Origin of the sequence: Pseudomonas sp. C27(2019) (genome assembly GCF_008807395.1) — a bacterium.
In the GTDB taxonomy this organism is placed as follows: domain Bacteria; phylum Pseudomonadota; class Gammaproteobacteria; order Pseudomonadales; family Pseudomonadaceae; genus Denitrificimonas.
The window spans coordinates 727485-753707 of sequence record NZ_CP043320.1; the positions used below are offsets into that span (position 1 = coordinate 727485).

22 protein-coding genes and 2 tRNA genes are annotated in these 26223 nt (G+C 48.6%); 18 read left to right on the forward strand and 6 right to left on the reverse strand.

Going from position 1 to position 26223, the window contains the following annotated elements; translation table 11 throughout:
- Positions 1–230: 230 nt before the first annotated feature.
- A complete protein-coding gene (locus tag FXF61_RS03420) occupies positions 231–1208 on the reverse strand; it encodes a malate dehydrogenase (RefSeq protein WP_151183951.1) in 978 nt (325 codons plus the stop codon).
- Between the two features lie 513 nt (positions 1209–1721).
- Here FXF61_RS03420 and nosR point away from each other — a divergent pair.
- The 10 genes from nosR (at position 1722) to fabI (ending at position 14627) form a co-directional block, all read left to right on the forward strand.
- Positions 1722–3926, forward strand: coding sequence for a transcriptional regulator NosR (gene nosR / locus FXF61_RS03425; RefSeq protein WP_256663490.1), 2205 nt, complete (start codon positions 1722–1724; stop codon positions 3924–3926).
- 43 nt (positions 3927–3969) lie between these two features.
- On the forward strand, positions 3970–5883 hold the full coding sequence (gene nosZ, locus FXF61_RS03430) for a TAT-dependent nitrous-oxide reductase (protein WP_151183952.1): 1914 nt from the start codon (positions 3970–3972) through the stop codon (positions 5881–5883).
- A gap of 302 nt (positions 5884–6185) precedes the next feature.
- Positions 6186–7514 carry a nitrous oxide reductase family maturation protein NosD gene (locus FXF61_RS03435; RefSeq protein ID WP_306108666.1) on the forward strand — a complete coding sequence of 443 codons (1329 nt, stop codon included), beginning with the start codon at positions 6186–6188 and terminating at the stop codon, positions 7512–7514.
- A 10-nt stretch (positions 7515–7524) separates the two neighbouring features.
- A complete protein-coding gene (locus FXF61_RS03440; RefSeq protein WP_151183954.1) occupies positions 7525–8430 on the forward strand; it encodes an ABC transporter ATP-binding protein in 906 nt (301 codons plus the stop codon).
- Positions 8430–9260: an ABC transporter permease gene (locus FXF61_RS03445; RefSeq protein ID WP_151183955.1), complete on the forward strand. Its 831-nt coding sequence runs from the start codon at positions 8430–8432 to the stop codon at positions 9258–9260. Before FXF61_RS03440 ends, FXF61_RS03445 begins: the two co-directional genes overlap by 1 nt.
- Positions 9261–9305: 45 nt before the next feature.
- The gene (locus FXF61_RS03450) at positions 9306–9902 is read left to right on the forward strand and encodes a nitrous oxide reductase accessory protein NosL (RefSeq protein WP_256663491.1); all 597 of its coding nucleotides are present in this window, start codon (positions 9306–9308) and stop codon (positions 9900–9902) included.
- A 237-nt stretch (positions 9903–10139) separates the two neighbouring features.
- A complete protein-coding gene (locus FXF61_RS03455; protein ID WP_218571836.1) occupies positions 10140–12299 on the forward strand; it encodes an ATPase, T2SS/T4P/T4SS family in 2160 nt (719 codons plus the stop codon).
- A gap of 2 nt (positions 12300–12301) precedes the next feature.
- Positions 12302–12424, forward strand: a complete 123-nt coding sequence (locus FXF61_RS15070) for a hypothetical protein (protein ID WP_256663492.1) — start codon at positions 12302–12304, stop codon at positions 12422–12424.
- Positions 12421–13524, forward strand: coding sequence for an AAA family ATPase (locus FXF61_RS03460; RefSeq protein ID WP_151183956.1), 1104 nt, complete (start codon positions 12421–12423; stop codon positions 13522–13524). Before FXF61_RS15070 ends, FXF61_RS03460 begins: the two co-directional genes overlap by 4 nt.
- A 335-nt stretch (positions 13525–13859) precedes the next feature.
- A complete protein-coding gene (fabI, locus tag FXF61_RS03465) occupies positions 13860–14627 on the forward strand; it encodes an enoyl-ACP reductase FabI (protein WP_256663493.1) in 768 nt (255 codons plus the stop codon).
- Positions 14628–14871: 244 nt separating this feature from the next.
- Here the strand turns inward: fabI and FXF61_RS03470 are convergent, their stop codons facing one another.
- The 5 genes from FXF61_RS03470 to FXF61_RS03490 form a co-directional block, all read right to left on the reverse strand.
- Positions 14872–16608: an alpha/beta hydrolase gene (locus FXF61_RS03470; RefSeq protein ID WP_151183957.1), complete on the reverse strand. Its 1737-nt coding sequence runs from the start codon at positions 16606–16608 to the stop codon at positions 14872–14874.
- Positions 16609–17331: 723 nt separating this feature from the next.
- Positions 17332–17408: transfer RNA gene (locus FXF61_RS03475), tRNA-Met, on the reverse strand.
- 332 nt (positions 17409–17740) lie between these two features.
- Positions 17741–18169: a DUF4395 family protein gene (locus FXF61_RS03480; protein WP_178087256.1), complete on the reverse strand. Its 429-nt coding sequence runs from the start codon at positions 18167–18169 to the stop codon at positions 17741–17743.
- Positions 18170–18470: 301 nt separating this feature from the next.
- Positions 18471–18547: transfer RNA gene (locus FXF61_RS03485), tRNA-Met, on the reverse strand.
- Between the two features lie 48 nt (positions 18548–18595).
- Positions 18596–19126, reverse strand: coding sequence for a DUF2062 domain-containing protein (locus FXF61_RS03490; RefSeq protein ID WP_151183959.1), 531 nt, complete (start codon positions 19124–19126; stop codon positions 18596–18598).
- A 138-nt stretch (positions 19127–19264) separates the two neighbouring features.
- Between FXF61_RS03490 and FXF61_RS03495 the strand changes: the two genes are divergently transcribed.
- The 8 genes from FXF61_RS03495 (at position 19265) to murB (ending at position 26115) form a co-directional block, all read left to right on the forward strand.
- The gene (locus FXF61_RS03495) at positions 19265–21499 is read left to right on the forward strand and encodes a DNA internalization-related competence protein ComEC/Rec2 (protein ID WP_178087257.1); all 2235 of its coding nucleotides are present in this window, start codon (positions 19265–19267) and stop codon (positions 21497–21499) included.
- A 76-nt stretch (positions 21500–21575) separates the two neighbouring features.
- Positions 21576–22208, forward strand: coding sequence for a MotA/TolQ/ExbB proton channel family protein (locus FXF61_RS03500; protein ID WP_151183960.1), 633 nt, complete (start codon positions 21576–21578; stop codon positions 22206–22208).
- Entirely contained in the window at positions 22205–22633 is a 429-nt protein-coding gene (locus tag FXF61_RS03505) for a biopolymer transporter ExbD (protein ID WP_151183961.1), read from the forward strand. Before FXF61_RS03500 ends, FXF61_RS03505 begins: the two co-directional genes overlap by 4 nt.
- Entirely contained in the window at positions 22630–23634 is a 1005-nt protein-coding gene (gene lpxK / locus FXF61_RS03510) for a tetraacyldisaccharide 4'-kinase (RefSeq protein ID WP_151183962.1), read from the forward strand. The genes FXF61_RS03505 and lpxK overlap by 4 nt, the downstream gene beginning before the upstream one ends.
- A 10-nt stretch (positions 23635–23644) precedes the next feature.
- Positions 23645–23827 carry a Trm112 family protein gene (locus tag FXF61_RS03515; protein WP_151183963.1) on the forward strand — a complete coding sequence of 61 codons (183 nt, stop codon included), beginning with the start codon at positions 23645–23647 and terminating at the stop codon, positions 23825–23827.
- A 3-nt stretch (positions 23828–23830) separates the two neighbouring features.
- A complete protein-coding gene (gene kdsB, locus FXF61_RS03520) occupies positions 23831–24604 on the forward strand; it encodes a 3-deoxy-manno-octulosonate cytidylyltransferase (protein WP_151183964.1) in 774 nt (257 codons plus the stop codon).
- Between the two features lie 24 nt (positions 24605–24628).
- The gene (locus tag FXF61_RS03525; RefSeq protein WP_151183965.1) at positions 24629–25093 is read left to right on the forward strand and encodes a low molecular weight protein-tyrosine-phosphatase; all 465 of its coding nucleotides are present in this window, start codon (positions 24629–24631) and stop codon (positions 25091–25093) included.
- Positions 25090–26115: a UDP-N-acetylmuramate dehydrogenase gene (gene murB, locus FXF61_RS03530; protein ID WP_151183966.1), complete on the forward strand. Its 1026-nt coding sequence runs from the start codon at positions 25090–25092 to the stop codon at positions 26113–26115. Before FXF61_RS03525 ends, murB begins: the two co-directional genes overlap by 4 nt.
- The last annotated feature ends 108 nt before the right edge of the window (positions 26116–26223 follow it).

The window sequence follows — 26223 nt, forward strand, 5'->3', positions numbered from 1 at the left end:
TATCAGCTTGAAGGGCAGATTCAATTTTTGTTCAAGGTGTTGGCCAACGAATTCGGCGTAGACGTGGGCGGGGAAGCGAGGAAGATGGGGTACTAAATCAGTCTATATATAAAAAAAGCTGTACTTCCACTGTTAATTAGCCAGTAAAAAGTACAGCCTTTATTTTTATGCACAATTAAAGTTGCTTTTAATTGTGCAAAGTCATAATGACTCTAGTTGTTACGCAGCGATCACAGCAGGTGTGCAACGCCTTGTTTTTCTTGCTCAAGCTCATCCAAGGTGATGTTGATGCGCTCTTGGCTGAATGCATCAATTTCTAGACCTTGGACAATTTCGTACTTACCGTTAGCACAGGTCACTGGGAAGCCGAACATGGTGTCTTTCGGAATACCGTAAGAACCATCAGAAGGAATACCCATAGTGGTCCACTTGCCGTCAGTACCTAGCCACCAGTCGTGGATGTGGTCGATCGCAGCATTGGCAGCAGAGGCAGCAGAGGATAGGCCACGTGCTTCAATAATAGCTGCGCCACGCTTACCAACGGTTGGCAGGAACACGTTAGCATTCCACTCTTGATCGTTGATCATGTCTTTTACGCTTTCACCGTTGATGGTGGCAAAGCGGTAGTCAGCGTACATGGTTGGGCTGTGGTTGCCCCAAACGCATAGTTTTTCGATGTCTTTAACATCTTTACCGGTTTTTTCAGCCACTTGGCTTAACGCACGGTTGTGGTCTAAGCGCAACATAGCGGTGAAGTTGTTAGGGTTTAGGTCTGGTGCAGACTTCATTGCGATATAAGCATTGGTGTTTGCTGGGTTACCAACAACCAATACTTTAACGTCACGGTCAGCAGCTGCGTTTAGTGCACGGCCTTGAACGGTGAAGATTTCTGCGTTAGCGGCTAATAGGTCAGCACGCTCCATACCTTTTGAACGTGGACGAGCACCAACTAGAATAGCAACCTGAGCATCTTTGAACGCTACTTCTGGGTTATCTGAAGCAATCATGCCGGCCAAGAGAGGGAATGCGCAGTCTTGCAGCTCCATCATGACGCCTTTTAACGCATCTTGTGCCTGTGGCAAGTCCAGCAGTTGCAAAACAACAGGCTGATCCTTACCCAGCATTTCGCCGCTGGCAATACGGAATAATAAAGCATAGCCAATCTGACCAGCTGCGCCTGTGACAGCAACACGTACGGGGGCTTTCATTGAGCGTCTCCAAGTTTTAACAACAAAGTAAATCGGTAAAGTTAAGGGCGTATAAAAGCTCAGCCCTGAAAATTCGAAAGCAAACTTTAGCAAAGGTAGTGAATCATGCACAAGCATACTAATGGGTATAGGCCATTTAAGTCGTGCATAAGCTGGGTCTAAGTTTTAGCAGCGTAGTATCAATAGCTGCCTGCAAGAGAACGATTCTGCTGTAAATGGCAGCTTAGTTTGCGCGCGCTGGATTATAAAGTTGTTTGCAGTTGTCACTGTTTTTGATCGGGGTGCTTAATACAGGCAGTCACCTGCTGGCGCTAGAGCTTACTTTGACGCATGTGACTGACTCAATCTGACAGCAAAGTATGGTCTTTCAGTGCTTTAAAAACACAGTGCGACAGTATGTCATCTGTCTAAGCGCTGCTTGGGCTGTCAGCATAGGGGCGCTATATAGTTAAAGTAAGTCCTAGCTATTTGTTTGAGTCAGGGCTGAATTCTACCAAAAAGGAAACATTCAGCATGTCCAGTGTTTTTAGCGCGTTCTTCAGAAGAACTTTGGTTAAATATGCAAGTCTTTGCATGTTGGGGCTTGCTCTGCTTTTGCAGGCGGGTATCACCCAAGCCAATACCGGTAAGCCGTTGAGCCCTCTTGAGCTGCAACGCATTGAAGCGGTTCTGCCACAGGTCGATAACATGCCTTTTGTTGAAGGCGAGTTTATTGTCCGTGCTTTGCAGCAAGGCGATGAGCTGTTGGGCTATGCCTTCGAAAGCATCAACGTGGTCAATATTCCTGCGTATTCGGGCAAGCCGATTAACATGCAGGTGATCCTCGATCCGCAAGGTAACATCTTAGATGCTTATGTACTGCATCATGATGAGCCCATTTTGCTGATTGGTATTCCAGAGCAAAAACTGCATGATTTTGCGGCAGAATACCAAGGTATTCATGTCGATCAGCGCGTTGTGATTGGCCGCACCAAAGATGAAACAGCCGTGACTATTGATGCGGTCAGTGGTGCTACGGTAACCGTGATGGTGGTAAACGAAGTCGTGATGCGTGCTGCCCACCAAGTCGCAGTCTCTTTAGGGTTGGTTGAGGCGCACAGCGAAGTTAGATCAAAGCCCGCCACGATTCGACAAGATGCCTATCAGCCCTCCGACTGGACGACCTTAACCGGTGATGGTTCGATTCGCCGTATGTTGCTTACTTATGCGCAAGTTGACGAAGCATTCGTTGGTACAGAAGCAGAAGGTGTTGATTCGGTGCCAGCAGAGCGTCTTGAGGATGCTTTTATTGATCTTTATGTTGGTGATCTAACTGTTCCGACCATTGGTCGCACGGTGTTAGGTGACCGCCAATACAACGAGATTATGGCCAATATTGAGCCTGGTGATCATATCTTTATGGTCGTGGCCAATGGTGAGTATTCCTTTAAAGGCTCGGGCTATGTGCGTGGCGGTATTTTTGACCGTATTCAGATGCGCCAGTTTGGTGAAGTAATCAGTTTCCGTGATCTAGACTTCTATCGCTTAAGTGATGTGTATGCCCCAGGTATGCCGCATTTTACTGAAATGGGTGTGTTTATCGCACGCGAACAGTATTCGGTCGATCCGGGCAGCAGCATGGGTTTTGAATTGCTGGTACGCCGTCAAACAGGGCCGGTAGACAGTATTTTCACCATCTTTGATTTGGATTACCAGTTACCTGAGCACTACATTGACCGCCCAGCCCTAACTAAGTCTGAGCAAGCGGCTATTGATGAAGCCAATCGTCCGCTGTGGTTGAGCGTGTGGTATCAGAAAGACTTCCAAATAGGTGTGATTGGTATTGCACTCGTTATATTAACCGTGATTCTGTTTATGCAGGATTGGTTAGCGCGCCGTCCAGGCTTGTTGAAGAAGATCCGTGTGTCTTACCTGACATTTACTGTGTTCTTTATTGGTTGGTACGCACTGGGTCAGCTCTCCATTGTAAACGTGTTGGCGTTTATACATGCGGCTGTGACAGATTTCCGTTGGGAGACTTTCCTGATTGACCCAATCCTGTTTGTTTTATGGAGCTTTACCGCGGTTAGTATCTTGCTATGGGGGCGCGGTGTGTTCTGTGGCTGGCTATGCCCCTTTGGTGCGCTGCAAGAACTGATCAACGAAATTGCGCGCAAGTTCAAAGTCAAACAGTACGAGCTGCCTTGGGCCGTGCATGAGCGCCTGTGGGCCTTGAAGTATGTCATTTTACTAGTGCTGTTCGGGCTCTCGCTTGAGTCACTCGGCACAGCAGAAAAGTTTGCTGAAGTTGAGCCTTTTAAGACTGCGATCACCTTGCATTTTGATCGTCAGTGGTGGTTTGTGCTGTACGCAGTGATTCTGCTCGTGATCAACATCTTTACGCGCAAAGTGTATTGCCGCTACATCTGCCCGCTGGGTGCTGCCTTGGCGGTGCCAACCAAACTGCGTTTGTTTGATTGGCTCAAGCGTCGCAAAGAATGTGGTACGCCGTGTCAGCTGTGTGCAGTTGAATGTGAAGTTCAGGCTATTCATCCCGATGGGACGATCAACGCCAATGAGTGCCACCACTGCTTAGATTGCCAAGTGACGTACTTCAATAATGATCGTTGCCCGCCACTTGTGGCGAAGAAAAAACGTCGTGAACGCACAAAAACAGCGCCACAAAGTTCGCAAGATGGACAAATTATCCCAGCCGTCCAGCTGGATGTTTCACCCTAACTTAGAATTGAAAAGTAAGGGTTTCATTGAGGAGAGCTCTGCCATGAGTGACAAGAAAATAACTGAAGTTGAGAAGACCGGTCTAAGCCGTCGTGGCTTTCTTGGTGCGACAGCGGTAACTGGCGCAACCTTAGCAGCAGGTGCTGCGACCGTGGGCACATCGATGATGAGCCGTGAAACTTTGGCTGCAACTGATAAAAGTGCGTTAAAAGCGCATGTTGGACCTGCCGAGTTGGACGAGTACTACGGTGTCTGGAGTGGTGGACAGTCTGGCGAAGTAAGAATTGTCGGTCTTCCATCCATGCGCGAACTGATGCGTATTCCAGTGTTTAATCGCTGTTCAGCCACAGGCTGGGGCCATACCAATGAAAGTAAGGCGATCTTAGGTAAGAGTGCACACTTAGAAAATGGTGACACGCACCACCCGCAAGCTTCAATGACCGATGGTCGCTATGATGGTCGTTATGCTTTTATTCAAGATAAAGCTAATACCCGTGTCGCCCGTATTCGCCTGGATGTGATGAAGTGTGACAAGGTAACCACCATCCCGCACGTACAAGCCATTCACGGTTTGCACTTGCAGCGTGTGCCTTCGACTAAGCTGGTGTTCGCCTGTGGTGAGTTTATTGCACCATATCCAAATGACGGAAAATTGATCGATAAGCTGGATGAGGCCGAACATTTTACCATGTACAGTGCGTTGGACGCTGAGACCATGGAAGTGGCTTGGCAAGTGATTGTTGATGGTAACCTAGATAACACATCAACATGTTTTTCAGGTAAGTACGCTGTAGCGACATGCTATAACTCAGAAATGGCCTTTGACTTGGCTGGACAAATGCGTAATGAGCGTGACTGGCTGACTATTTTCAATATTCCACGTATTGAAGAAGAAGTGAAAGCAGGTCGCTTTATCACCTTGGCTGACTCTAAGGTTCCTGTCCTCGATGGCCGTAAGAAAAACGGTAAAAACACAACCTTTACACGCTATGTACCCGTTCCGAAAAACCCACACGGTGCGCACACCTCACCGGATGGTAAGTACTTCTTTGCCAACGGTAAGCTGTCACCGACCGTAACTGTTATCGCCATTGATCGTCTTGATGATTTATTTAACGATAAGTTTGCAGATGAGCGTGAAGTTGTTGTTGCTGAGCCAGAATTAGGTTTAGGCCCGCTGCACACCACCTTTGATGGTCGTGGCAACGCATACTCGTCACTGTTTATTGATAGCCAAGTGGTTAAGTGGAATATTGAAGACGCGATTCGTCACTATAATGGTGAGGATGTTAACTATATTCGCCAAAAAGTTGATGTTCACTACCAGCCAGGCCACTTGAAAGCCTCGTTAGCAGAAACGCGCGATGCAGACGGCAAATGGCTCGTGGTATTGAGCAAATTCTCTAAAGACCGTTTCTTGCCTACTGGTCCATTACGTGCCGAAAACGATCAGTTGTTTGATATTTCTGGTGAAGAGATGAAGCTGGTGCATGATGGTCCAGCATTTGCTGAGCCGCATGACATTGTTATTATTCGACGCGATCAAATCCAAACTAAGCGTGTTTGGGACCGTGATGACCCATTCTTTGCGGGTGCTCTTGCGCAAGCCAAGGCAGATGGCGTTAATCTAGAAAGCGAAAACAAAGTCATTCGTGACGGCAATAAGGTTCGTGTGTACATGACCTCTATTGCGCCTGCGTTTGGTTTGTCTGAGTTTAGTGTGAATGAAGGTGATGAAGTGACTGTGACAGTCACTAACCTCGACCAGATCGAAGATCTAAGTCACGGTTTCTGTGTGGTCAACCATGGCGTGAGTATGGAAATCAGCCCACGTCAAACCTCATCCATTACCTTTATCGCCAGCAAGCCAGGTTCGCATTACTACTACTGCACATGGTTCTGCCACGCGCTGCATATGGAAATGGCGGGTCGTATGCTGGTTCGTCCCAAAGCATAAGATGGCCCCTTGAGTGAAGCTGGTTAGATTAAATACAATAGTAGGTGGTCTAATCAGCTTCATGTATTGCTTGATAACCTCTGGATAACGATCTGCAATGATGCAGACTCTGTTATTCGGAGGTTTTTAAAGAGTCTTGGAGAATACAGCGCACTATTATTAAATTATCTAAAGTTCGCTACTTTAAATAACGAATAACCCATTCAGAAGTGTGCATGTCTAATGCGATGGGTGCAGACTACTTATAAGGTAAAGTTATGTGTTTTCGAACTATCTTTAACGGTTTAATAGTAGGCAGCCTTTTGTTAACAGCGTCTATTGCGACTGCTGAAGATAAAAAAAGTGACATATTAAATCTTCCACAAATATACCGTGAGTTGCAGTTATTCCCCATTCAAGCTGCGCCTCATGCAGATAAAACACTTATCTCCGTTGTTAATCTTCCTTTAGAGCACGTATCTGGCAGCCATTGGCGCTTACCCAAAGGGCACTACCAGGGCAACTACGTGGTGGATGTGCCGATTCGTCTTGAGTGTGAGCCCGGCGCGGTGTTTGACGCGCAAGGTGCAAAAAACGCACTGAATGTGCGAGCACCAGACGTTACTGTGGAGAACTGTACGTTAAAAAACTGGGGCGCTAATTTAACCGAAATGGAATCCGGTATCTTTTTAGAGCGCACGGCGAATAAAGCGCAAATCTTGAATAACACCTTGCATGGCCCAGGCTTTGGTATTTGGATGGATGCTGTCAGTCATGCTCATATTTACGATAATAAAGTACAGGGTTATGAAGATCTGAGGTCATCGGATCGAGGCAATGGTATTCATATGTTTGCCACACAGTTTGCCAACGTTGAGAGCAATGAAGTTTGGCATGTGCGCGATGGTATTTATATTGAAGCGGCCAATGATAATATTCTTGATGGCAATCATTTAAGAGACTTGCGTTACGGCATTCACTTTATGTTCTCAAATCGCAGTGAAGTGATGAACAATAAAACTGAAAGAACCCGTACTGGCTATGCATTAATGCAGAGCAGACAGCTTAATGTGTATAACAATTATTCAGACTTTGATCAGAACTATGGCGTTTTGCTGAACTACATCACCTACTCTGAAATTAAAAATAACCATGTCACCTCGGTGCAGCCTGGTGCCGGTGACAGTGAAGGACATATCAGCGGCGCTGAAGGTAAAGGTCTGTTTATTTTTAACTCACTGTTTAATGTGATTTCAGAAAACAGCTTTGGTGATAGCGCGCTGGGTGTGCACCTTACCGCAGGTTCTGAAGATAACGAAATTTACAACAATGCTTTTTATAATAACGAGCAACAAGTGAAATATGTTGCTTTGCGTCATCAGGAATGGTCGCACAACGGTATAGGCAATTACTGGAGTGACTATTTAGGCTGGGATCGTAATGCAGATGGCATTGGAGACATTCCTTATGAGCCAAACGATAACGTTGACCGCCTGCTTTGGACCTATCCGCAGGTGCGTTTACTGATGCACAGCCCCAGCATTGAGTTGCTGCGTTTAGTCCAGCGCGCCTTCCCGGTGGTGAAGTATCCCGGTGTACAGGATAGCTACCCCTTAATGCGCCCCGTGCAGCAAGCCCTGATAGACGGCTAAGGAATAGAATATGACAGTTGTAGAGTTGAAAAATGTTCAGCAAAAATATGGCAAGATGCTGGTTTTAGATGACAACAGTTGGCAGCTTGGCGCGGGTCAAGTGCTGGGCTTATTTGGCCATAACGGGGCAGGTAAGACCACGACTGTGCGCCTGATTCTTGGCTTAATAGAAGAGTCCGCCGGGCAAGTTAAAGTTTTAGGTGGCTGCCCACAAGATGCAAAAATCCGTCAGCAAATTGGCTTTTTACCGGAAAATATTATGTTTTATCCGCAGCTTACCGGTGCGGAAACCTTGCATTATTTTGCCCGCTTGAAAGGGGCTTCGAACCACCAGGTTGATACCTTACTGGAACAGGTAGGCTTGAGCGCCGCCAGTCACAAAAGGGTAAAAACCTATTCTAAAGGTATGCGCCAACGTTTGGGAATTGCACAAGCGCTATTAGGTGATCCCAAGTTACTTATTTTGGATGAGCCAACTGTTGGTTTAGACCCTATTGCTACGCAAGCACTGTATGAACTGATCGGTCGCTTACGAGAGGCTGGCACCAGCATCATTATTTGCTCGCATGTGCTACCGGGTGTTGAGTCCTATATCGATAAAGTGGTGATCCTAGCCCGTGGTCGCTTAGAAGCGCTGGGCAGCCTCTATGATCTGCGCGAGCAAGCCGGCTTGTCAGTGGGTGTTCGTGTGGCAGGATTGCCAGAAAACTTTACCCATCCGGCTATTTTGGGTCAGAACATCCTTGATGGGCAGTGGCAGGAATTGCGCGTAGCGCCAGATAAAAAATTAGAGCTGCTCGGTGAGTTACTAAAACGCAATATCACAGATGTTGAAGTGCGACCGCCTTCATTAGAAGACATTTATTGTTTTTATATGGAAAAAGCCGGCGCCGTGGGCATAGCAGGAGTGCAGTAATGAATCAGATTATCTTTATCGCCCGCAAAGAGTTTAGTGACGGCCTGCGTAACCGCTGGACTTTGGCCATTAGTTTGTTATTTGCAGTATTAGCCGTCGGTATTGCTTGGTTTGGTGCGGCGGCCTCTGGTCAGGTGGGCTTTACTTCGATTCCAGCGACCATTGCCAGCTTAGCCAGTCTCGCCACCTTTTTGATGCCTTTAATTGCTTTGTTGTTGGCCTATGACGCCATTGTTGGTGAGGATGAAGGCGGCACTCTAATGTTGCTGTTGACCTATCCATTGACGCGCAGCCAATTATTACTGGGTAAGTTTGTCGGCCATGGCTGTATTTTGGGTGTGGCAACCTTGATTGGTTTTGGTAGTGCGGCGGTGGCTATTGCATTGCTGGTTCCTGATGTGTCTTTTAGCGTACTCTTGTTCGCCTTCGGTCGTTTTATTGTCTCGTCGACGCTGTTGGGCTTGGTGTTTTTAGCCTTTGCCTACTTGTTGAGCAGTCAAGCGACTGAAAAATCAACGGCCGCAGGGCTGGCGCTTGGCATCTGGTTCTTGTTTGTCTTGGTTTTTGACTTGGCATTGCTAACTATACTGGTGGTGACTGAAGGGAGTGTCAGTCCTGACGCCTTACCTTGGTTGTTATTGCTCAACCCGACAGATGTTTATCGCTTGATCAACCTGGGTGGTTTTGAGTCTGGTGGACAAGGGCTGGGGGTAATGGCGCTGGCGGGAGACTTACCCGTAGGTCAGTGGGCGCTGTGGGGTTGTTTAGTGGCTTGGGTGACTGTGGTTTTATTTTTTGCGCATTGGCGTTTTTCTAAGCGCACCGCTTAAAATCACACAGTGTTATAAAACACATTCGTTAGCATATAGAGGTGAATGATGGTTGCTATAAAACAAACGTTCCAACGCGTATTGATGTTGTGCTTATTCATTTTTGTTGCTGCGTGCAGTGAAGAAGCAAAACAAGAAATCAATACCGATCCAGTAACATTTAAGGCGGGTGATGAGTGTATTGTATGCGGTATGTTGGTAACTGAATGGCCGGGTACGAAAGGACAATCAATCAATAAGCAGACAGGTGAAACATTAAAGTTCTGCTCCACAACTGATTTATTTAGCTGGTGGTTACAACCAGAAAATAAAACAGTTAAGGCGCAAATCTATGTGCATGATTCGGCTAAAATTGATTGGGCTAATCCAAGTGACGAGCACTTGATTGATGGTCGTGATGCTTGGTATGTCGTTGGCTCAGATTTAATTGGTGCAATGGGGCCAACGCTGGTGTCATTTGCTGAAGAGGCTGATGCACTTGAGCTGGCAGCCAAGCGCGGTGGTCGCGTTTTACGCTTTGATGATATCGATCTTTATGTCTTACAAGAAATCGGTCAAGCAGGGCACAAATACGCGGAAGATCATGGTAAGCAGATCCGAGAAAGCATGGGTGTCAGTCACTCAGAAGACGAAGCTGAGTAAAGATCAGCGCTGCAGATATTAATAATCTGCAGCGCTGTTCGAGTGGCGCACAGGGTTGCTGAGATAGAACTGCCTGCGCGCCATTTTGTTGTTATTTTGGTGTTTAGTTTGTAATGGATTGCCAGTCTTTGGCGTTTAGTTTGGTCACGACTTGCCTGTAAGTTATGCTTGATTCAAGGGGTAGCCAAAAATTAAATATCTGACGCCCTGAAGCTATGTTGACACGGGAGTTGTTGAATGGAAAAAGCCAGTCCAAGGGTTCGCTCGGCCCTTCTTGCTGTTTCACGCAGTGATTTTGTTATCGGTAGGGATCTACCGCTTTCCACGACTGGGCACTCTATTCCACGCGAAAAAATCGTTGCTCATATTCTGTCTATTATCCCGGCCATTAGCGCTGAAGATACCGTGATGCATGTTGGTGGTGGCTCTGGCTATTTTGCTGCAGTATTGTCCCACCTTGCCCAGCGCGTTATTTATATTGAAAAAAACCCTTACGTTGCCGAAGCGGCACGAGAGCGTTTTTTTCGGCTGGGCTTGAATAATGTAGATGTCATCGCTCAATCTGTTGAAAGCGTCTTTGAGCTTGATCAGCCCTGTGATCTTGTAATCTGCACAACGTTTTTACCTGATATTTCTAGCTTACAAAGTCACTTGCGTGAAGGCGGTAACTTGATTTGCCTTGAGGGCCAAGCTGGGGCAGCTCCAAGCGTGGTGATGTATGTAAAATGCAGCGGTAAACTTGAGCGAGTGCGTACGCTAGGCTGGGTGAATTTTAACCGTAACTCAGAACAGATTCTTGTTGATATGGGCATGGTGGATGAAGCTGTTTTGGCAAAGGCCAAAACCCAAGCAGCTGCAGAGAGCTGCCGCGTGCTTGATGTTTTGCAGCGCAATATAAATTTTGAAGAAACTGAACTCTATCGTTCTCTAGCGTGCCAGCGGAGCATGAAATTTGTTGATGCGGATACGCTTTTGCCGTCCTTAAGTGTTGAGTTGTTCCGCCGCTTCTCCCGTGCTTTTTTGGATTTATCTCGGCTTATTCCAGTGACACAGGATGGTGAAACGCTGATTTTTGTCACCGATGATCCAGATGCCCGTACCGATATGGTTGAGCGCCTGAGCCCGAATCAAGTGATTGAGTGCTGGCTGGTGACGCCTGCAGATTTCCGACGAATTTGGTCGATACTGAACTTGTCGGCAGAAAGCAAACGATTCGCTGCCGCTCAAGCAATACGCACCGAGGTTGGTTTAGAAGGCGGCAGCCAACAGTATGCCAAGTCTTTAGGTGAGGATGCTGAGGATGATCATATCAGTCCGTATCTGGTATCAGTGTATGAAGCAATCCTTATGGATGCGGTCAGTGATAAAGCGAGTGATATCCACATTGAACTGTATGGCAAGCGGGTAAGGGTGCGTTTGCGAGTAGACGGTGACCTACGTGATTTGCCGCAATACCAGCTGACGCCGCGCGAACTTAAAGGCGTTATTAATGTTATCAAATTGCGCGCAGAGCTTGATATTGCTGAGAGTAGGTTGCCTCAAGGTGGCCGTTCCCGTTTGAAATTGCGCAATATGGCCTACGATTTGCGGGTACAGATTCAACCGTCACATCACGGCGAACATACGGTTATTCGATTGCTGCCGCAGACGGGCCGCGCCATGACCATTGCTGAGCTCGGCATGTCGCCATTGATTGGCTCATATTATGAACGCCTGTTGGATAACCCTGCTGGTTTGGTTCTGGTGGTTGGGCCGACGGGCTCGGGTAAATCCACAACACTTTATGCTGGCCTGCAAACTCTTGCTGATGATGGCCGCCGAAAAGTGATCACAGTGGAGGATCCCATTGAATACTCCATTGATAATATCCAGCAAACTCCAGTACGAAGCGAGATTGGCTTTAATTTCGCCGATGCCATGCGTTCGTTTGTGCGCCAAGATCCCGATGTGATTATGGTGGGTGAGATTCGAGATAAGGAAACTGCTCTGGAAGCAATCCGAGCATCTCAAACCGGCCATATCGTGTTGTCGACGCTGCACAGTAATGATGCGGTGGATTCCCTGCAGCGGCTGTACGATTTGGGTATTCATCCAAACTCGATTGCCAGCGAGTTACTGGCGGTGATTGCCCAGCGTCTAGCCAAACGAATCTGCAAACACTGCCGCCAGCCTGCAACGCCGGATCCGGTTATTCTTGAGGAGATCTTTCCTGATGGCGCCCCTGATGACTTTCGCTGTTTTGAAGGCACAGGTTGCGATAACTGCGGCGGGCGTGGTACCCGCGGTAGGGTGGCTATTGTTGAATACATGGGGTTAATTCCGATATTCGTAATGCGATTTCCAGCCAGCCCCCAATTGGCGAATTGCGTTGGCAGGCGCTGGATTCTGGCCTTGTAACGATGCGTGATAGTGCGCTGAATCATGTCATTGAGGGTGATATTCCCATGTCTGAATTGCCGCGCATTCTGCCTAAGGAGCGCATGGCGCCAGAAGTCCGTGGTGGCCGCAGGAGTGCATTATGAGCGTAAATGATCAGCATAAAAAAGCTGTGCAGCGTCAGCCCGCTGAAGTGATCTTTCATGATGAGTTGAAAAAGTTGGCTGCTTTGGATCTTGGGCCTATACCGCCGGGCTGGAAAATGTCGCCGAGGGCGGTTGAGGCGTTTGTCATGGGCGACGATAGTCTAGGCATTGAACGCAAGTTTGTGGCAGATCGAGCCATGGTTATTCGCATTATCATTTCGTTGTGCACGGATCGAGGCTGTTTGCTGGTTGGCGAGCCAGGTACAGCCAAGTCTTGGCTTTCTGAACTGCTTAGTGCGGCTATTTCTGGTAACTCAACCCTCACGTTGCAGGGTGGTGCTGTCACCCACGTTCAACAGCTGCTCTATGGGTGGAATGAGGCCGTTCTTTCCAACAAGGGTCCGTGTTTTGAAGCATTAGTGCCCAGCCCACTGTTGCGGGGCATGATGGAAGGTCGTTTAGTACGGTTTGAAGAAATTGCCCGCTGTTCGCAAGCTTTACAAGATGCGCTCTTGTCAGTCTTGTCTGATCGGGTTGTGGTGATTCCGGAAATTCCTGATGATGACGGAGTGATACTGGCCCGTGAAGGTTTTAACCTGGTGGCGACGTCTAACAGCGTTGACGCGGGTATTCACGAGATGAGTGCAGCTCTTAAACGGCGTATGGATTTTGAGGAAATTCGACCGATCAAGAGCTTGCCAGATGAAATAAGCGTTGTTGTGCGAGAAGTAAAAAAAGCCAACGCGCGCGCAGGGATTAAGCAGGGTGTAGATGAAGGCATCATCGAAATACTGGCAACCATGTTTCACGAGTTGCGCAACGGCCAGACCACGGATGGGCGCAGCACAAGCCGTTTGGCGGGTGCTGCGCTGTCCACGGCAGAGGCTGTCTCGGTTGCGCATGCGGCATGTTTGAATGCTTGGTACTATGGCTGTGGTAGCATGACCACTGAGCACCTGATGCATCATATTATTGGCTCGGCACTCAAGGATAATCCAGATGATCGTAGGCGACTTAAACACTACTTTGAAACTGTAATCGCCCTTCGTAAAGGTGATTTATGGTCTCAAGTAGCTGCATTGCGCTCACTCATTCATTGAGTGGGTGAGGCAGCAAAAATCATCTGTTTAAAATCACTAGAAAAGAATCCTAAGGCCCATGGAGCAAGGGCCGCCGCGCGCTTAGATACAAAAAATCCAAGCAACGGCATATTTTAAAATCAATCTGGGTGAGCGCTTGCTTTGCAGATGGCATGACCACGTGCTGGTTTGTAGCCATATTCTTGCTAGCGTAAACACCTCCAATCATTTTTCTCGGCCAAATAGCAGGTGCTCTTATGTATGGAGTTCAGGCCTAGGCTGAGCTGCTGGCAGGTAAAACAGAGACAGCCCCAGCAAATTAATATCCAATTCATTTACATAACATGGAGAGACGTATGATGAACCTATTAGAAGGCAAACGCGGGCTCGTTATTGGTATTGCTAACGATGACTCGATAGCGGCCGGTTGTGCTCGTGCCTTTCAAAAAGCCGGTGCACAGTTAGCTGTCACCTATCTTGACGAACGGGCTAAGCCCTTTGTACAGTCGATCGCACAAGAAGTTGGTGCTGATATTTTTCTGCCATTAGATGTGCAAGATGATGCACAGCTTGATGCACTTTTTGAGCACATTGAGGCGCAGTGGGGACAGCTTGATTTTCTGTTGCACTCTATCGCCTATTGCCCACAGGATGATTTACATGGCCGAGTGACTGATTGCTCTCGCGAGGGTTTTGCACAGGCGATGGATATTTCATGCCATTCCTTTATACGCTTGGCCAAAAAAGCTGAGCCTTTGATGAAAAATGGCGGCTGCTTGTTGACCGTTAGTTATTATGGTGCCGAAAAAGTAATCGATAATTACAATATTATGGGGCCGGTCAAGGCGGCGCTTGAGGCGTCGGTACGCTACTTAGCGGCGGAGCTTGGACCCAGTGGCATCCGCGTTAATGCGCTGTCTCCGGGGCCGATGAAGACCCGCGCAGCTTCGGGCATTGCCTATTTCGATACGCTAATTGACGATGCGCGAGCGCGCGCCCCACAGCGCCGTTTAGTGACCCTTGAGGACGTTGGCAACATGGCCACCGGCTTAGTCAGCGACTATGCTCGTAACGTGACGGGCAATATCGCTTTTGTTGATGCAGGCTATAATGTGGTGTCTTAAAAATCGAGAAATTATTTTTTGCCGATGTTGAACAAGCAACCATTATTTCGGTGTACATCATCCCGAGGGTAAACGCTGGCGCAAGCGCTTACCCTTGTTTTGTGATTGCGTCGAGGGCGGGAACTTATCTCTTGATGTAGAGCGTTTTGTGATTGTATCGAGGTGTTCCGAGCGGGCATTTATGCCCGCATTTAGGTTTATCGAGAACAGGCTACCCCCCAAGACTTGGGTTAAGTATGTGCTTTTAAGGAATCAGTACATAACGACCTGGGGCGTCTTCAAGTGGTGGGTGCACCTTGCTGCCCAGTGGGGGTAGTTCACCACGTTTTCCAGCATGCAAACGTAGCCAGTCTTCCCATGCAGGCCACCAGGAACCGTCTTGCGAAGGGGTGGTTGCTGCCCAGGTCTCAGGATCCACAAAGGCGTCAGCGCTCACCAGAGTGCGCAATTGAAAACCGCGTTTTACCCCTGGGCCAGGGGGGTTAACCACTCCCACGTTATGACCACCGGTGGTCAAGCAGAACGTGATGTCGACATTAGGTGTTAACTGGTGCACTTTGTACACCGCAAGCCACGGTGTCACAGTGTCACGCTGCGTGCCAAGTGCAAAAATAGGTACTCGGATATCGGATAGTGCGATTGGTTTGCCGTCAACCTCATAGCGTCCTTCGGCCAGATCGTTCTTAAGGTAAAGATCGCGCAGGTATTCGCTATGCTGTCGATAAGGCATGCGCGTGAGATCACTGCTCCAAGCGGTTAAATCGCTGACTGGCTGACGCTCCCCTAGCAGGTACTCACGTTCACGGCGTGACCACAACAAGTCACGTGAGCCCAGCAGGGTAAAGGTGTTGGACATTTGCTTGCCGTCTAAATAGCCTTGCTTTGACATCATACTGTCCAGAAAAGCGAGCTGACTTTCATCAATAAAAAGGCCCAGCTCGCCCGGTTTGGTGAAATCAAGGGCACCCGCCAAAAGAGTGAGTGACTTAAGGCGATCATCCTTAGATCGAGCCATCAAGGCCGCCGCCATACCCATCAAGGTACCCCCCAGACAATAACCAACGGCTTGGATCTTCTGCTGTGGAACAATTTGCGCCACAGTATCAATCGCCGCCATGACGCCTTTTTTTAAGTAATCGTTCAGGCCAAGATCACGATCGCTTGCATTTGGGTTGCGCCATGACACCATAAAGACGGTGTGGCCTTTTTCAAGCAAGTATTTGACCATCGAATTGTGTGGTGACAGATCAAGAATATAATATTTCAAGATCCAAGACGGCACTACTAGCACCGGCTCAGCAAATACTGTAGCTGTTTGAGGGGTGTACTGAATCAGCTCGATCAAATCATTGCGAAACACCACTTTACCTGGTGTTATCGCGACCTCATGGCCGGGCCGGAATTTCTCCGTACCAGGCAAGGGCTGCTGAGTCAGCAAGCGCACCGCATCTTCGACCCGATGACGTGTACCTTGCATTAAACTGGCACCCCCAGATTTAATTGCAGTGTGCAACACCTCAGGGTTAGTTAGCAGGAAGTTTGAGGGTGACAAAACGTCCAGAATTTGGCGTACTGCAAAAGTGACCTGATTCTCGTGGTGTTCAGTGACCCCAGCTACGTTGGTCGTTGCGCATTGCCACCACTCTTGATTCAATAAAAAAGATTGATAGATCAGAGCGTAAGGCCACTGCTGCCAAGACTCTGCTCTGAAGCGGCGATCTTGTGGTAATGGCTCAACGCAAGGTTCTGATTGAATCTGCATGCAATTGAGTGCCTGCTGATTTAACTGCATCCAGTGATCAGCCGCCTTGGTTGCTAGCTCCAGACGCTTTCCAGGTGACATTGCAAGATGGATCCACCAATCAGTAAAGGCACCCACCATGGATACGGGTGACATACCCGAAGTAAAGCGCGCCATATGAGAATGTGCAGCCCGATCCAGATTTCGGGCGACATTTGTGCTCGTTTTAGAATCGCTCATCGCATACCTCCAATTAAAATACTATCAAAATCAACAACAGCTTTTCGGTCGTGTACACAGACCACCCACCCAGCACGCAGCGCGATGACAATCAGCACCCATGTTCGCACATCGTTAGGTCATAAAGTTTTTGTTTTAGTATTTTGGGAAAACTTATTTGTCAAAAATCCACTCTTTGTGAACTACGGGTTGCGCTGCAGCTATAAATCGCGCATTTATTTCAAAGAATAAGTCATTTGATTTCTTCGTCTTAGGTTAAGTTTGATGAAATAAGTGGGATTAGGTTCATTAGGATATATATGCCTAATATACGGGTTACCGTAGTCGATATTTATTAACACTGCCTTTGCTGCCTAAAATCGCGATAAAGGAACAGGGTTCAATGAAAAATACTGTTGCAGAGTTGGGCAATACTCCGTAAGACAATCTATGTGGTTTTTGACTGCAGTCTTGAGCAGTTGGGACTCATATTAAGGAGGAGCAAGAGGATCCTGCTAAGGGAATGAGGGTGAGCCACTGAAATTCAGCACAGGGATGCGCTGTAACACAAATGCGCCACGGTAAGGCTTAGGGTCAAAGTCCGTCGAATCTGAGAGTTGGCTTTTTAGAAAATGGCACGCGCAGGGCACGGTTTGGGCACGCAGGCTTTTTTAGGTGGTTTTCAATCAGGAATTACAGGCATAAAAAAATCCCTAACTTATTGAAAGTTAAGGCTTTTGAATGTGGTTGCGGGAGCAGGATTTGAACCTACGACCTTCGGGTTATGAGCCCGACGAGCTACCAGACTGCTCCATCCCGCGGACATAAGTATACTCACTTTAGCCCAGGAGTCAAAAGATAATTTGAAATCATAGACTTAGCTCTTGAATAGGTAGGGAGAATGGGCGTTAGTTAAGCTGCAACGCAAGCTCCGCTGAGTTGCATCGCTTGCTGTAAAGTCACTGATAACTGTTGTTCTTTTGAGGGTGAGCCTATTCACTGAAAGGTGACCCAATAAGTTAATAAGCTCAAGCCCCGCATCTGTCCAGTGGACTGTTGCGGGGCTTTTTATTATTGGGGCTGCTGTTATTGGCTGAGACGCGCGTAGGCCAAAAGTGATTCTTCCAACTGCGTGACAAACCAAGGGGTATGGTTAATTCATTTTTGGTGGAAATTTGTTGTACCAAGCGCCATATACCCAACAAGCTGCACACAATGAAAATGCCCATTCCAGCGCGGTAAAGATAATCAGTGCAGTGACAGGTATCATCCAAATATCACTGCCTAAGGCATAAGCTGTAACGGCTACACTGGAGGCGATAAATAGAATCTTGTTGGCAAACATCTTAGCGCCGGCATTTTCTTTCTTTCCTGCACTGTTGAAAGATGTAAGTACCTTTACACCTACATGGTGCATCGGACATTTGTAATGGCCAAAAAAGCCGCGAATAAAGCCTTGAAATGCAAGGATGAGCATCAGCCAGGGGGTAAATAGCAATGCCGCGATACTGATCGCAAAGCTAATAAAAGCCTCAAGGCGGGTTACATTGGACCAAACCGGTGGGACATCAAAGCGCAACATGGATATACCTCTCATAAAAATATAATACTAAAGCGTATTTTTAAGTATGTTACCCGTTGCAAATTGGTTTGTATATTTCTTTGTAAACTGTTGCTGCCAAGAGTCTGCTTGCTGCCGTCAGCAATTAAGGTCTGACGCAAATTTTACGCGGCACAGGATTGCAAGTTGTGCACATCTCAGCTGTAAGATTTGGCACACACAAGGCACGGTTTGGGCACGCAGGCTTTTTAGGTGGTTTTTCAGCACGGAATTACAGGCATAAAAAAAGCCCTAACTCGTTGAAAGTTAAGGCTTTTGAATGTGGTTGCGGAAGCAGGATTTGAACCTACGACCTTCGGGTTATGAGCCCGACGAGCTACCAGACTGCTCCATTCCGCGACGACTATTATACTCATTTTTTAAGTGCTGTCAAAAATCTTTTTAAAATCAATTATTTATGCGTGATTCGCGTAGCTTTCTGCGTTTTTTCCAGTTGCGATTGACCCACCAGCGCCAGTACAAAACAGTGCTGCTGTAACCGATCACGGCTAGGATCAGGCCCATGGCAATGGAGCCTGTATAGAGCGGCTGCCAGTGCGTCGTTGTGACGTGCAAAATCCAGCTGATGCTGACTTTATCGGGTATTTGCATGGCGGGGGTGCCGAGTAACCAAGTGCCTAGCTTGTAATTGGCGTAAAAAAAGGCAGGCATTGTGAGAGGATTGGTTAACCAGACTAAGCCCACAGAAATAGGCAAGTTAGCACGCAGAGGAATTGCCAAAAATGCTGCAGCAAACATTTGCATCGGCATCGGAATCATTGCCCAAAACAAACCCACAGCAACTGCACGCGCCACTGAGTGACGGTTCAGGTGCCATAAGTTTGCATCATGTATAAGGCTGCCCAAGAAGCGTAATGATGGGTTACGTTTTAACTTTTCCGGGTCGGGCATATAGCGTTTGAATAGTTGACGAGGCATGAATCTTCTCTGACATGCTAAAGCTCGTCTATTATGCATCTTATTCTTGCGCGGTGCTGTTACAGGGTGTGACAAAAGCGCTAGAAATACCGATTTGCTACAAATATATGTTTGCAAATGCTACAGGGAGGTGGCGCTGTGCGTTTATCAATACTGGCGTTTATTGTTGGTATGCTCAGTTTGCGCTGGCTGCCTAGTTTACCGAGTACGTTGTTACTGGGCTTTGCTTTCGTTGTTGCTCTGCTATTGTTCTATCGGCGCTTGTATCCCTTAGCTTTTGTGTTGCTTGGTTTGTGTTGGGCATGCGTGAGCGCGCAATGGGCTGTGGATGATCAGCTTGCGCCTGACTTGGACGGTCGCACCCTATGGGTCGAAGGCGTTGTAGAAGGCTTGCCTGAGTGGTCTGTGCTTGCTGGGCAAGCGACAACGGTGCGTTTCCAATTAACTGATGCGCAGTCACGTCGCGCGCACTTGCCTAAGCGAATGCGTTTGTCTTGGCGTGCACCGCCACAGCCGGTTAAAGCGGGTGAGCGCTGGCGCTTGGCGGTGCGTCTTAAGCGGCCCGATGGCTTACTTAATCCCCACGGTTTTGATTACCAAGCGTGGCTGTTTGCTAAACGTCTTGGTGCCACTGGTTCCATTAAAGCAGGTCAGCGTTTAGCGCCAGGACAGGGCTTGCATCATTGGCGTGAGCAGCTCAGGGAGCGTTTGCAGCGCTATGCGCCACAGCAGGTTCAGGCTGTGATGGCTGCCTTGGTGCTGGGTGACAGTTCTGGCTTGCAACCTGAACAATGGCAAACGCTACAGACCACGGGCACCGTGCACTTAATGGTGATTTCTGGTCAGCACATCAGTTTGATTGCCGCGCTGGCTTATGCAGCTGTGCTTTGGCTGATGCGCTTAGGTTGCTGGCCGCAACGCGTGCCTTGGCTGCCGGTAGCCTGTCTATTGTCAATGTCAGCAGCCTTGGCCTATGGCGCGTTTGCAGGCTTTGCCGTACCAGTGCAACGCGCCTGTATTATGGTGATGGTGGCGTTGTTATGGCGTTGGCGCTTTCAATCGTTAAGCGTGTGGACAGCCTATTTGGCTGCATTGTGTTTGGTTCTAGTGCATGAGCCTTTGGTGGTTTTGCAGGCTGGGTTCTGGTTGTCGTTCACTGCGGTTGGTGCATTGATTCTTGCATTTTCTGCACGTTTAGGGGCGTGGCGCTGGTGGCATATGCTGCTGCGCACGCAGTGGGTAGCCGCCATTGGTTTAGCACCTTTTTTGTTGGCTTTAAATTTGCCAGTCAGCTTGATGGGGCCGGTGGCTAATATTTTTGCAGTGCCTTGGTTAAGTTTATTGGCCTTGCCATTGACGCTGCTGGGCACTTTATTATTGCCGTGGCCGAATTTAGCGGTTTGGCTGTTGAGTGTTGCAGGCTGGTGTTTGGATGCGATGTTTTTTGTGCTGACTTGGTTTGCACAGGGCTGGCCCGCTTGGCAGGGTGCGGCGGCGACCACGCTAGGGCTGCTGCTCGCGGTGCTGGGCGTTCTTTGTTTTTTATTACCACGGCCACTATTGCCTCTGACTGCAGGCGTATTGCTAAGCGTGCCTTTAATGCAGCCCAGGCCAGAGGTGATGGCTGATGGGCAAGCGCAAGTCTGGATTTTGGATGTAGGGCAAGGGCAAGCGGTGTGGATTAAAACTGCACAACACAGCCTGTTATACGATGCAGGGCCTTTCATCTCTGGATTTAATAGCGGTGAGCGTATTGTTGTGCCGGTGCTGCGCGGTTTTGCGCAAACGCATTTGGATGTGCTGCTGTTATCGCATGCTGACGCAGATCATGCTGGCGGCGCGCAAGCTGTTATGGATGCCATAGCAGTAACCCAAGTAGTGAGTGGTGAGTCCAGCGAGCATCCAGCTGGTTTTTCAGCACAGACTTGCAGTGAGCAGCAGTGGCAATGGGATGGCGTGTGGTTTTGGCGTTGGCAGTGGCCACATGCAAAAGACAGTAACCAGCAGTCCTGTGTACTGCTGATTTCTGCGCAAGGTGAGCGTTTACTGCTAACCGGTGATTTAGATGCAGCCGGTGAGGCGGCTTTATTGACTAGCTGGCCATGGTTAAAAGCGGACTGGTTGATGGTTGGTCATCATGGCAGTCGTACCTCAACCTCGCAGCGTTTTGTACAGGCTGTTGCGCCACAGTATGCCATTGTTTCCCGTGGTAAACACAACAGTTACGGGCATCCACATCCGCACGTCTTAGCAACTTTACAGCGTCAGCAGGTGCGTATTTACGATACGGCACATGATAAAGCTGTGCGGATTGATTTAGGCACTTATGCTGAACCATGGACGATGGCGAAGCAATTGCGTTTTTGGCGCTAAAAATGAGAAGCATAGCGTTCGGTGTAAGCGTTGGCCTGTGCTAAAGTTAGCAAAATTTAATACTGGAGTAAGACCTGTGTGGGAACTGATCAAATCGGGTGGCTGGATTATGCTGCCTATTGTGGTGTGTTCAATTATTGCAGTTGCCATTGTTGCTGAGCGCTTATGGACATTGCGCCCATCACGCGTGAGTCCGCCACATTTACTGGGTCAAGTGTGGCGCTGGGTGCAAGATAAGAAAATGGATAGCAATAAGTTGAAGGAATTGCGCGCAGGTTCTGCGTTGGGGCAGATTCTTGCTGCCGGTTTAGCCAATTCACGCTATGGCCGTGAAATGATGAAAGAAAGCATTCAAGAAGCCGGCTCTAAAGTAGTCAATGAGTTGGAGCGTTATTTGACGCCGCTCGGTACTATCGCTGCGATCACGCCGCTACTGGGTCTGCTGGGTACGGTGTTGGGTATGATTGAGATCTTTGGTGCTTTTATGGGCTCAGGTATGGCTAATGCACCGCAATTGGCTAGTGGTATTGCTAAAGCATTGGTAACCACGGCAGCGGGCTTGTTTGTTGCAATTCCCGCAGTATTTTTCCACCGTTTTTTACAGCGCCGGGTGGAAGAGCTGGTGGTTAATATGGAGCAAGAGGCAATTAAATTGGTTGAAGTGGTGCAGGGTGATCGTGAGGTTGAGCTGAGTGAGGATAAAGCGTGAAATTCCCTCGTAAGCCCCGCGAGCCGGTTGATATAAATTTAGCACCACTGATTGATGTGGTGTTTATTTTGCTGTTGTTTTTTGTGGTAACCACTACTTTTACCCGTGAAACACAGCTTAAAGTGGATTTGCCTGAAGCTGTCAGTGGCATACCGCCTGAGGCTGCAGTGAAAACACCGCTAGAAATATTAGTGGGTGTGGATGGCTCGTTTGCGTTAAACGGTAAGAGTTTGTCCAGTAACGATTTGACTGCACTGATGGAGGCGTTACGGATTGAGTCGGCTGGTGATCAAAGTTTGCCGGTAATGCTCAGTGCCGATGCTAAAGCACCGCATCAGGCGGTGGTGACTGCGATTGATGCGGCGTCGAAGTTGGGCTTTTCACAGCTGCGTATCACGACGATAGAGGCGCAAGCCGAGCAGTGAAACTCAGTGAGCGTTTACAACATGCTTGGTATTACGGGCATCCAGCACTGCTTCTGTTATGGCCGCTTGAGCAGCTGTATCGGCAAGTGGTTAAACGTAAGCGCGCACGTTTTATCAGTGGCGACAGTGTAAGTTACCGTGCACCGGTGCCGGTGATTGTTGTTGGCAATATCACTGTGGGTGGTACGGGTAAAACGCCACTTATTTTATGGCTGATTGACTACTGCCGCGCGCAAGGCCTACAGGTTGGCGTGGTCAGTCGCGGCTATGGTGCCAAGCCTGCACGATTACCCTGGACGGTCAGTGCCAGCGACTCTGCTGCGCAAGCAGGTGATGAGCCTTTATTGATTGTGCAGCGCAGTGGTGTGCCTTTAGTGATCGCGCCCGATCGTGCGCAAGCGGTACAGCAATTGCTAGCTGAGTACCCTGTCGACATTATTTTATCTGACGATGGTTTACAGCATTATGGCTTGGCGCGTGATTTAGAATTAGTGCTGATTGATGCGGCGCGCGGTCTGGGCAATCAGCGGTGTTTACCGGCGGGGCCGTTACGTGAGCCAGCTGAACGTCTACGCTCGGTTGATGCGGTGTTATGCAATGGCGCAGAGCAGGATGATGACAGTGGCTTTGCCATGCAATTACAGCCTACTGAGCTGGTGCATGTGCGCAGTGGGCGCCGTGAACCTTTAAGTTACTTCCCCGCGCAACAAAAAATGCATGCCGTGGCTGGGATTGGTAACCCGCAGCGTTTCTTCAAGACCCTTGAAGGGTTAGACTGGCAGCCAATTGCGCACGCCTTTGCTGATCATGCTGAGTTTAGTGCACAAGATTTACAGTTTGCCGATGATTTACCGGTGCTTATGACTGAAAAAGATGCAGTAAAGTGTCGCGCCTTTGCCGCTGATAATTGCTGGTATTTACAAGTAGCCGCACAGCCTTCAGCGGCTTTTTCGAGCTGGTTTGCTGAGCAGCTCAAGCGTTTATTGACTGATTCGAAATGAGGATGTGCTGATGGACCCGAAACTCTTAGATATTTTGGCCTGCCCTTTATGTAAAAGCGCAGTGCAACTCAACAAAGACAAAACTGAGCTGTGGTGTAAAGCCGATGGTTTAGCCTTTCCGATTCGTGATGATATTCCAGTGATGCTGGAAACTGAGGCGCGCACTTTAAGCAATGATGAGCGTTTGGATTAAGCCATGACTCAAGCCTTTAGTGTGGTGATCCCTGCGCGTTTTGCTTCCATGCGCTTTCCTGGTAAACCGCTGCAAGACATTGCCGGTATACCGATGATCCAGCGTGTTTGGTTGCAAGCCAAAAAAAGTGCGGCCAAGCAGGTGGTGATAGCCACTGATGATCAGCGTATTTTTGATGTCTGCCAAGGCTTTGGCGCGCAAGTGGTGATGACCCGTGCTGACCATGAGTCAGGCACTGATCGTTTAGCCGAAGTGGCGCAGATTATGGGCTGGTCAGCAGATACCATTGTCGTCAATGTGCAGGGTGATGAGCCCTTGATTCCACCGGCAGTGGTGAACCAAGTGGCCGAGAACCTCGCCAAGCATCCCGAAGCGGCGATGGCCACCTTAGCTGAGCCTATCGAAGATATGGCCAGCCTGATGAACAATAATGTGGTTAAGGTGCTCAGTGATAAAAATGGCTTAGCACTGACCTTTAGTCGTGCGCCTTTGCCTTGGGCGCGTGATGCATTTTTAGCGCATCCAGATCAGCTACCAGCGGCAGTTCCCTATCGCCGTCATATTGGCATTTATGCCTACAGGGCTGGTTTCTTACAGCGTTTTGTTGACTGGGGACCTTGTTGGCTTGAGTTGACCGAGTGTCTAGAGCAACTTAGAGCATTGTGGCATGGTGAGCAGATTCATGTGGCTGATGCCATTGAAACACCACCGCATGGTGTTGATACACCGGAAGATTTACAGCGTATTCGAGAGCTGTTTGCTTCGAGCTCGAGCTAATCGAGCGCTATTTAAGGAGTTGTCGTGAAGGTTTTATTTGTTTGTTTGGGTAATATTTGCCGTTCGCCGACTGCTGAAGGAATTTTTCGTCAGTATGTTGAGAAGGCAGGCTTGAGCGATAAAATAACTATGGACTCGGCTGGTACCTCTGATTGGCATATTGGTAAAACACCAGATCCACGCACTCAGGCTGCAGCGGCTGTGCGCGGTTATGATTTGTCGACATTGCGTGGGCGTCAGGCTGTGCCAGCAGATTTTGCTAAGTTTGATTTGATTTTGGCGATGGATAATAGCAACTTGAGCAACCTGCAAGCGATTCAACCGGCTAACAGTAAAGCTGAGTTAGCGCTGTACTTGCCGCGTTTTGGCATCAGCCCAGATGAGGTGCCGGACCCCTATTATGGCGGCGAGGATGGTTTTGAGCTGGTACTGGATATGCTTGAGCAGGCCAGTCAGGTCTTACTGGATGAAATAAAGGCGCGTTTGTGAGTTTGAACATCCAAGAACAGGTCTCTTTGCGCCCGTACAACACCTTGGCGGTTGATGTACGGGCGCGTTTTTTTGTCGCGGTGAATTCGCTGGAGCAATTGCGCGAGGCTTTATTGTGGGCGTCGCAGCGCGAGATGGCGGTTTTTTTACTCGGTGGTGGCAGCAATTTAGTGTTGACGACTGACCTTGAGAGGTTGGTTATCCATCTACAACTGCAGGGTATCGAAATTCTCAGTGAGGATGCTGCTTGCGCGCGGATAGAAGTGCAGGCTGGTGAGAATTGGCATGCGTTTGTGCAGTGGAGCTTGGCGCAAGGTTTGAGTGGTTTAGAGAATTTAAGTTTAATTCCCGGCAATGTCGGCGCCGCGCCGGTGCAAAATATTGGTGCCTATGGAGTGGAGCTCAAAGATCATCTTGAGAGTGTTTTGGTCTTCGATCGCCAGACGGGGCAAACGCAGCGCCTGAGCAATGAGCAGTGTCAGTTCGCTTATCGCGACAGCCTGTTTAAACGTGAGTCAGGCCGGCGGGTGATTCTAAGTGTGATTTTTAAATTGCCGAAACAGGCGGTTTTGCAGCTGGATTATGGTCATTTACGCAGTTATCTTGCAGGGCAACGCATAGCGCAACCTACGCCACTGGATGTCAGTCGTGCCGTTTGTGCCATCCGAGCAGAAAAACTACCGGATCCAAAGCAGCTCGCCAATGTTGGTAGCTTTTTTAAAAACCCTGTGGTCAGTGCCGAGCACGCCGAGCAGCTGCAGAAAACCTATCCTAACATCGTAAGTTTTGCCCAAGCCGATGGCCAAGTGAAGCTGGCTGCAGGTTGGTTGATTGAGCAGGCTGGCTGGAAAGGCGTGCGCCAAGGTGATGCTGGTGTACATGCTAAACAGGCGCTGGTCTTGGTTAATTATGGCGCGGCAAGCGGCCAGCAGATACTTGAATTGGCGGCGCAAATTCAAGCTGATATCCGCCAGCGTTATGCGCTTGAATTAGAAATTGAGCCCAACGTTATTGGCTCATAACTCAACTTCTCGGCAAAGCCTTTTTCCTGTTTTTATAGTTCAACAGCTTTTGTCTGGTAGCCTCTAAATTTGCAGCTGGTTAATGTTTGGTAACACTTGTTTACCTGC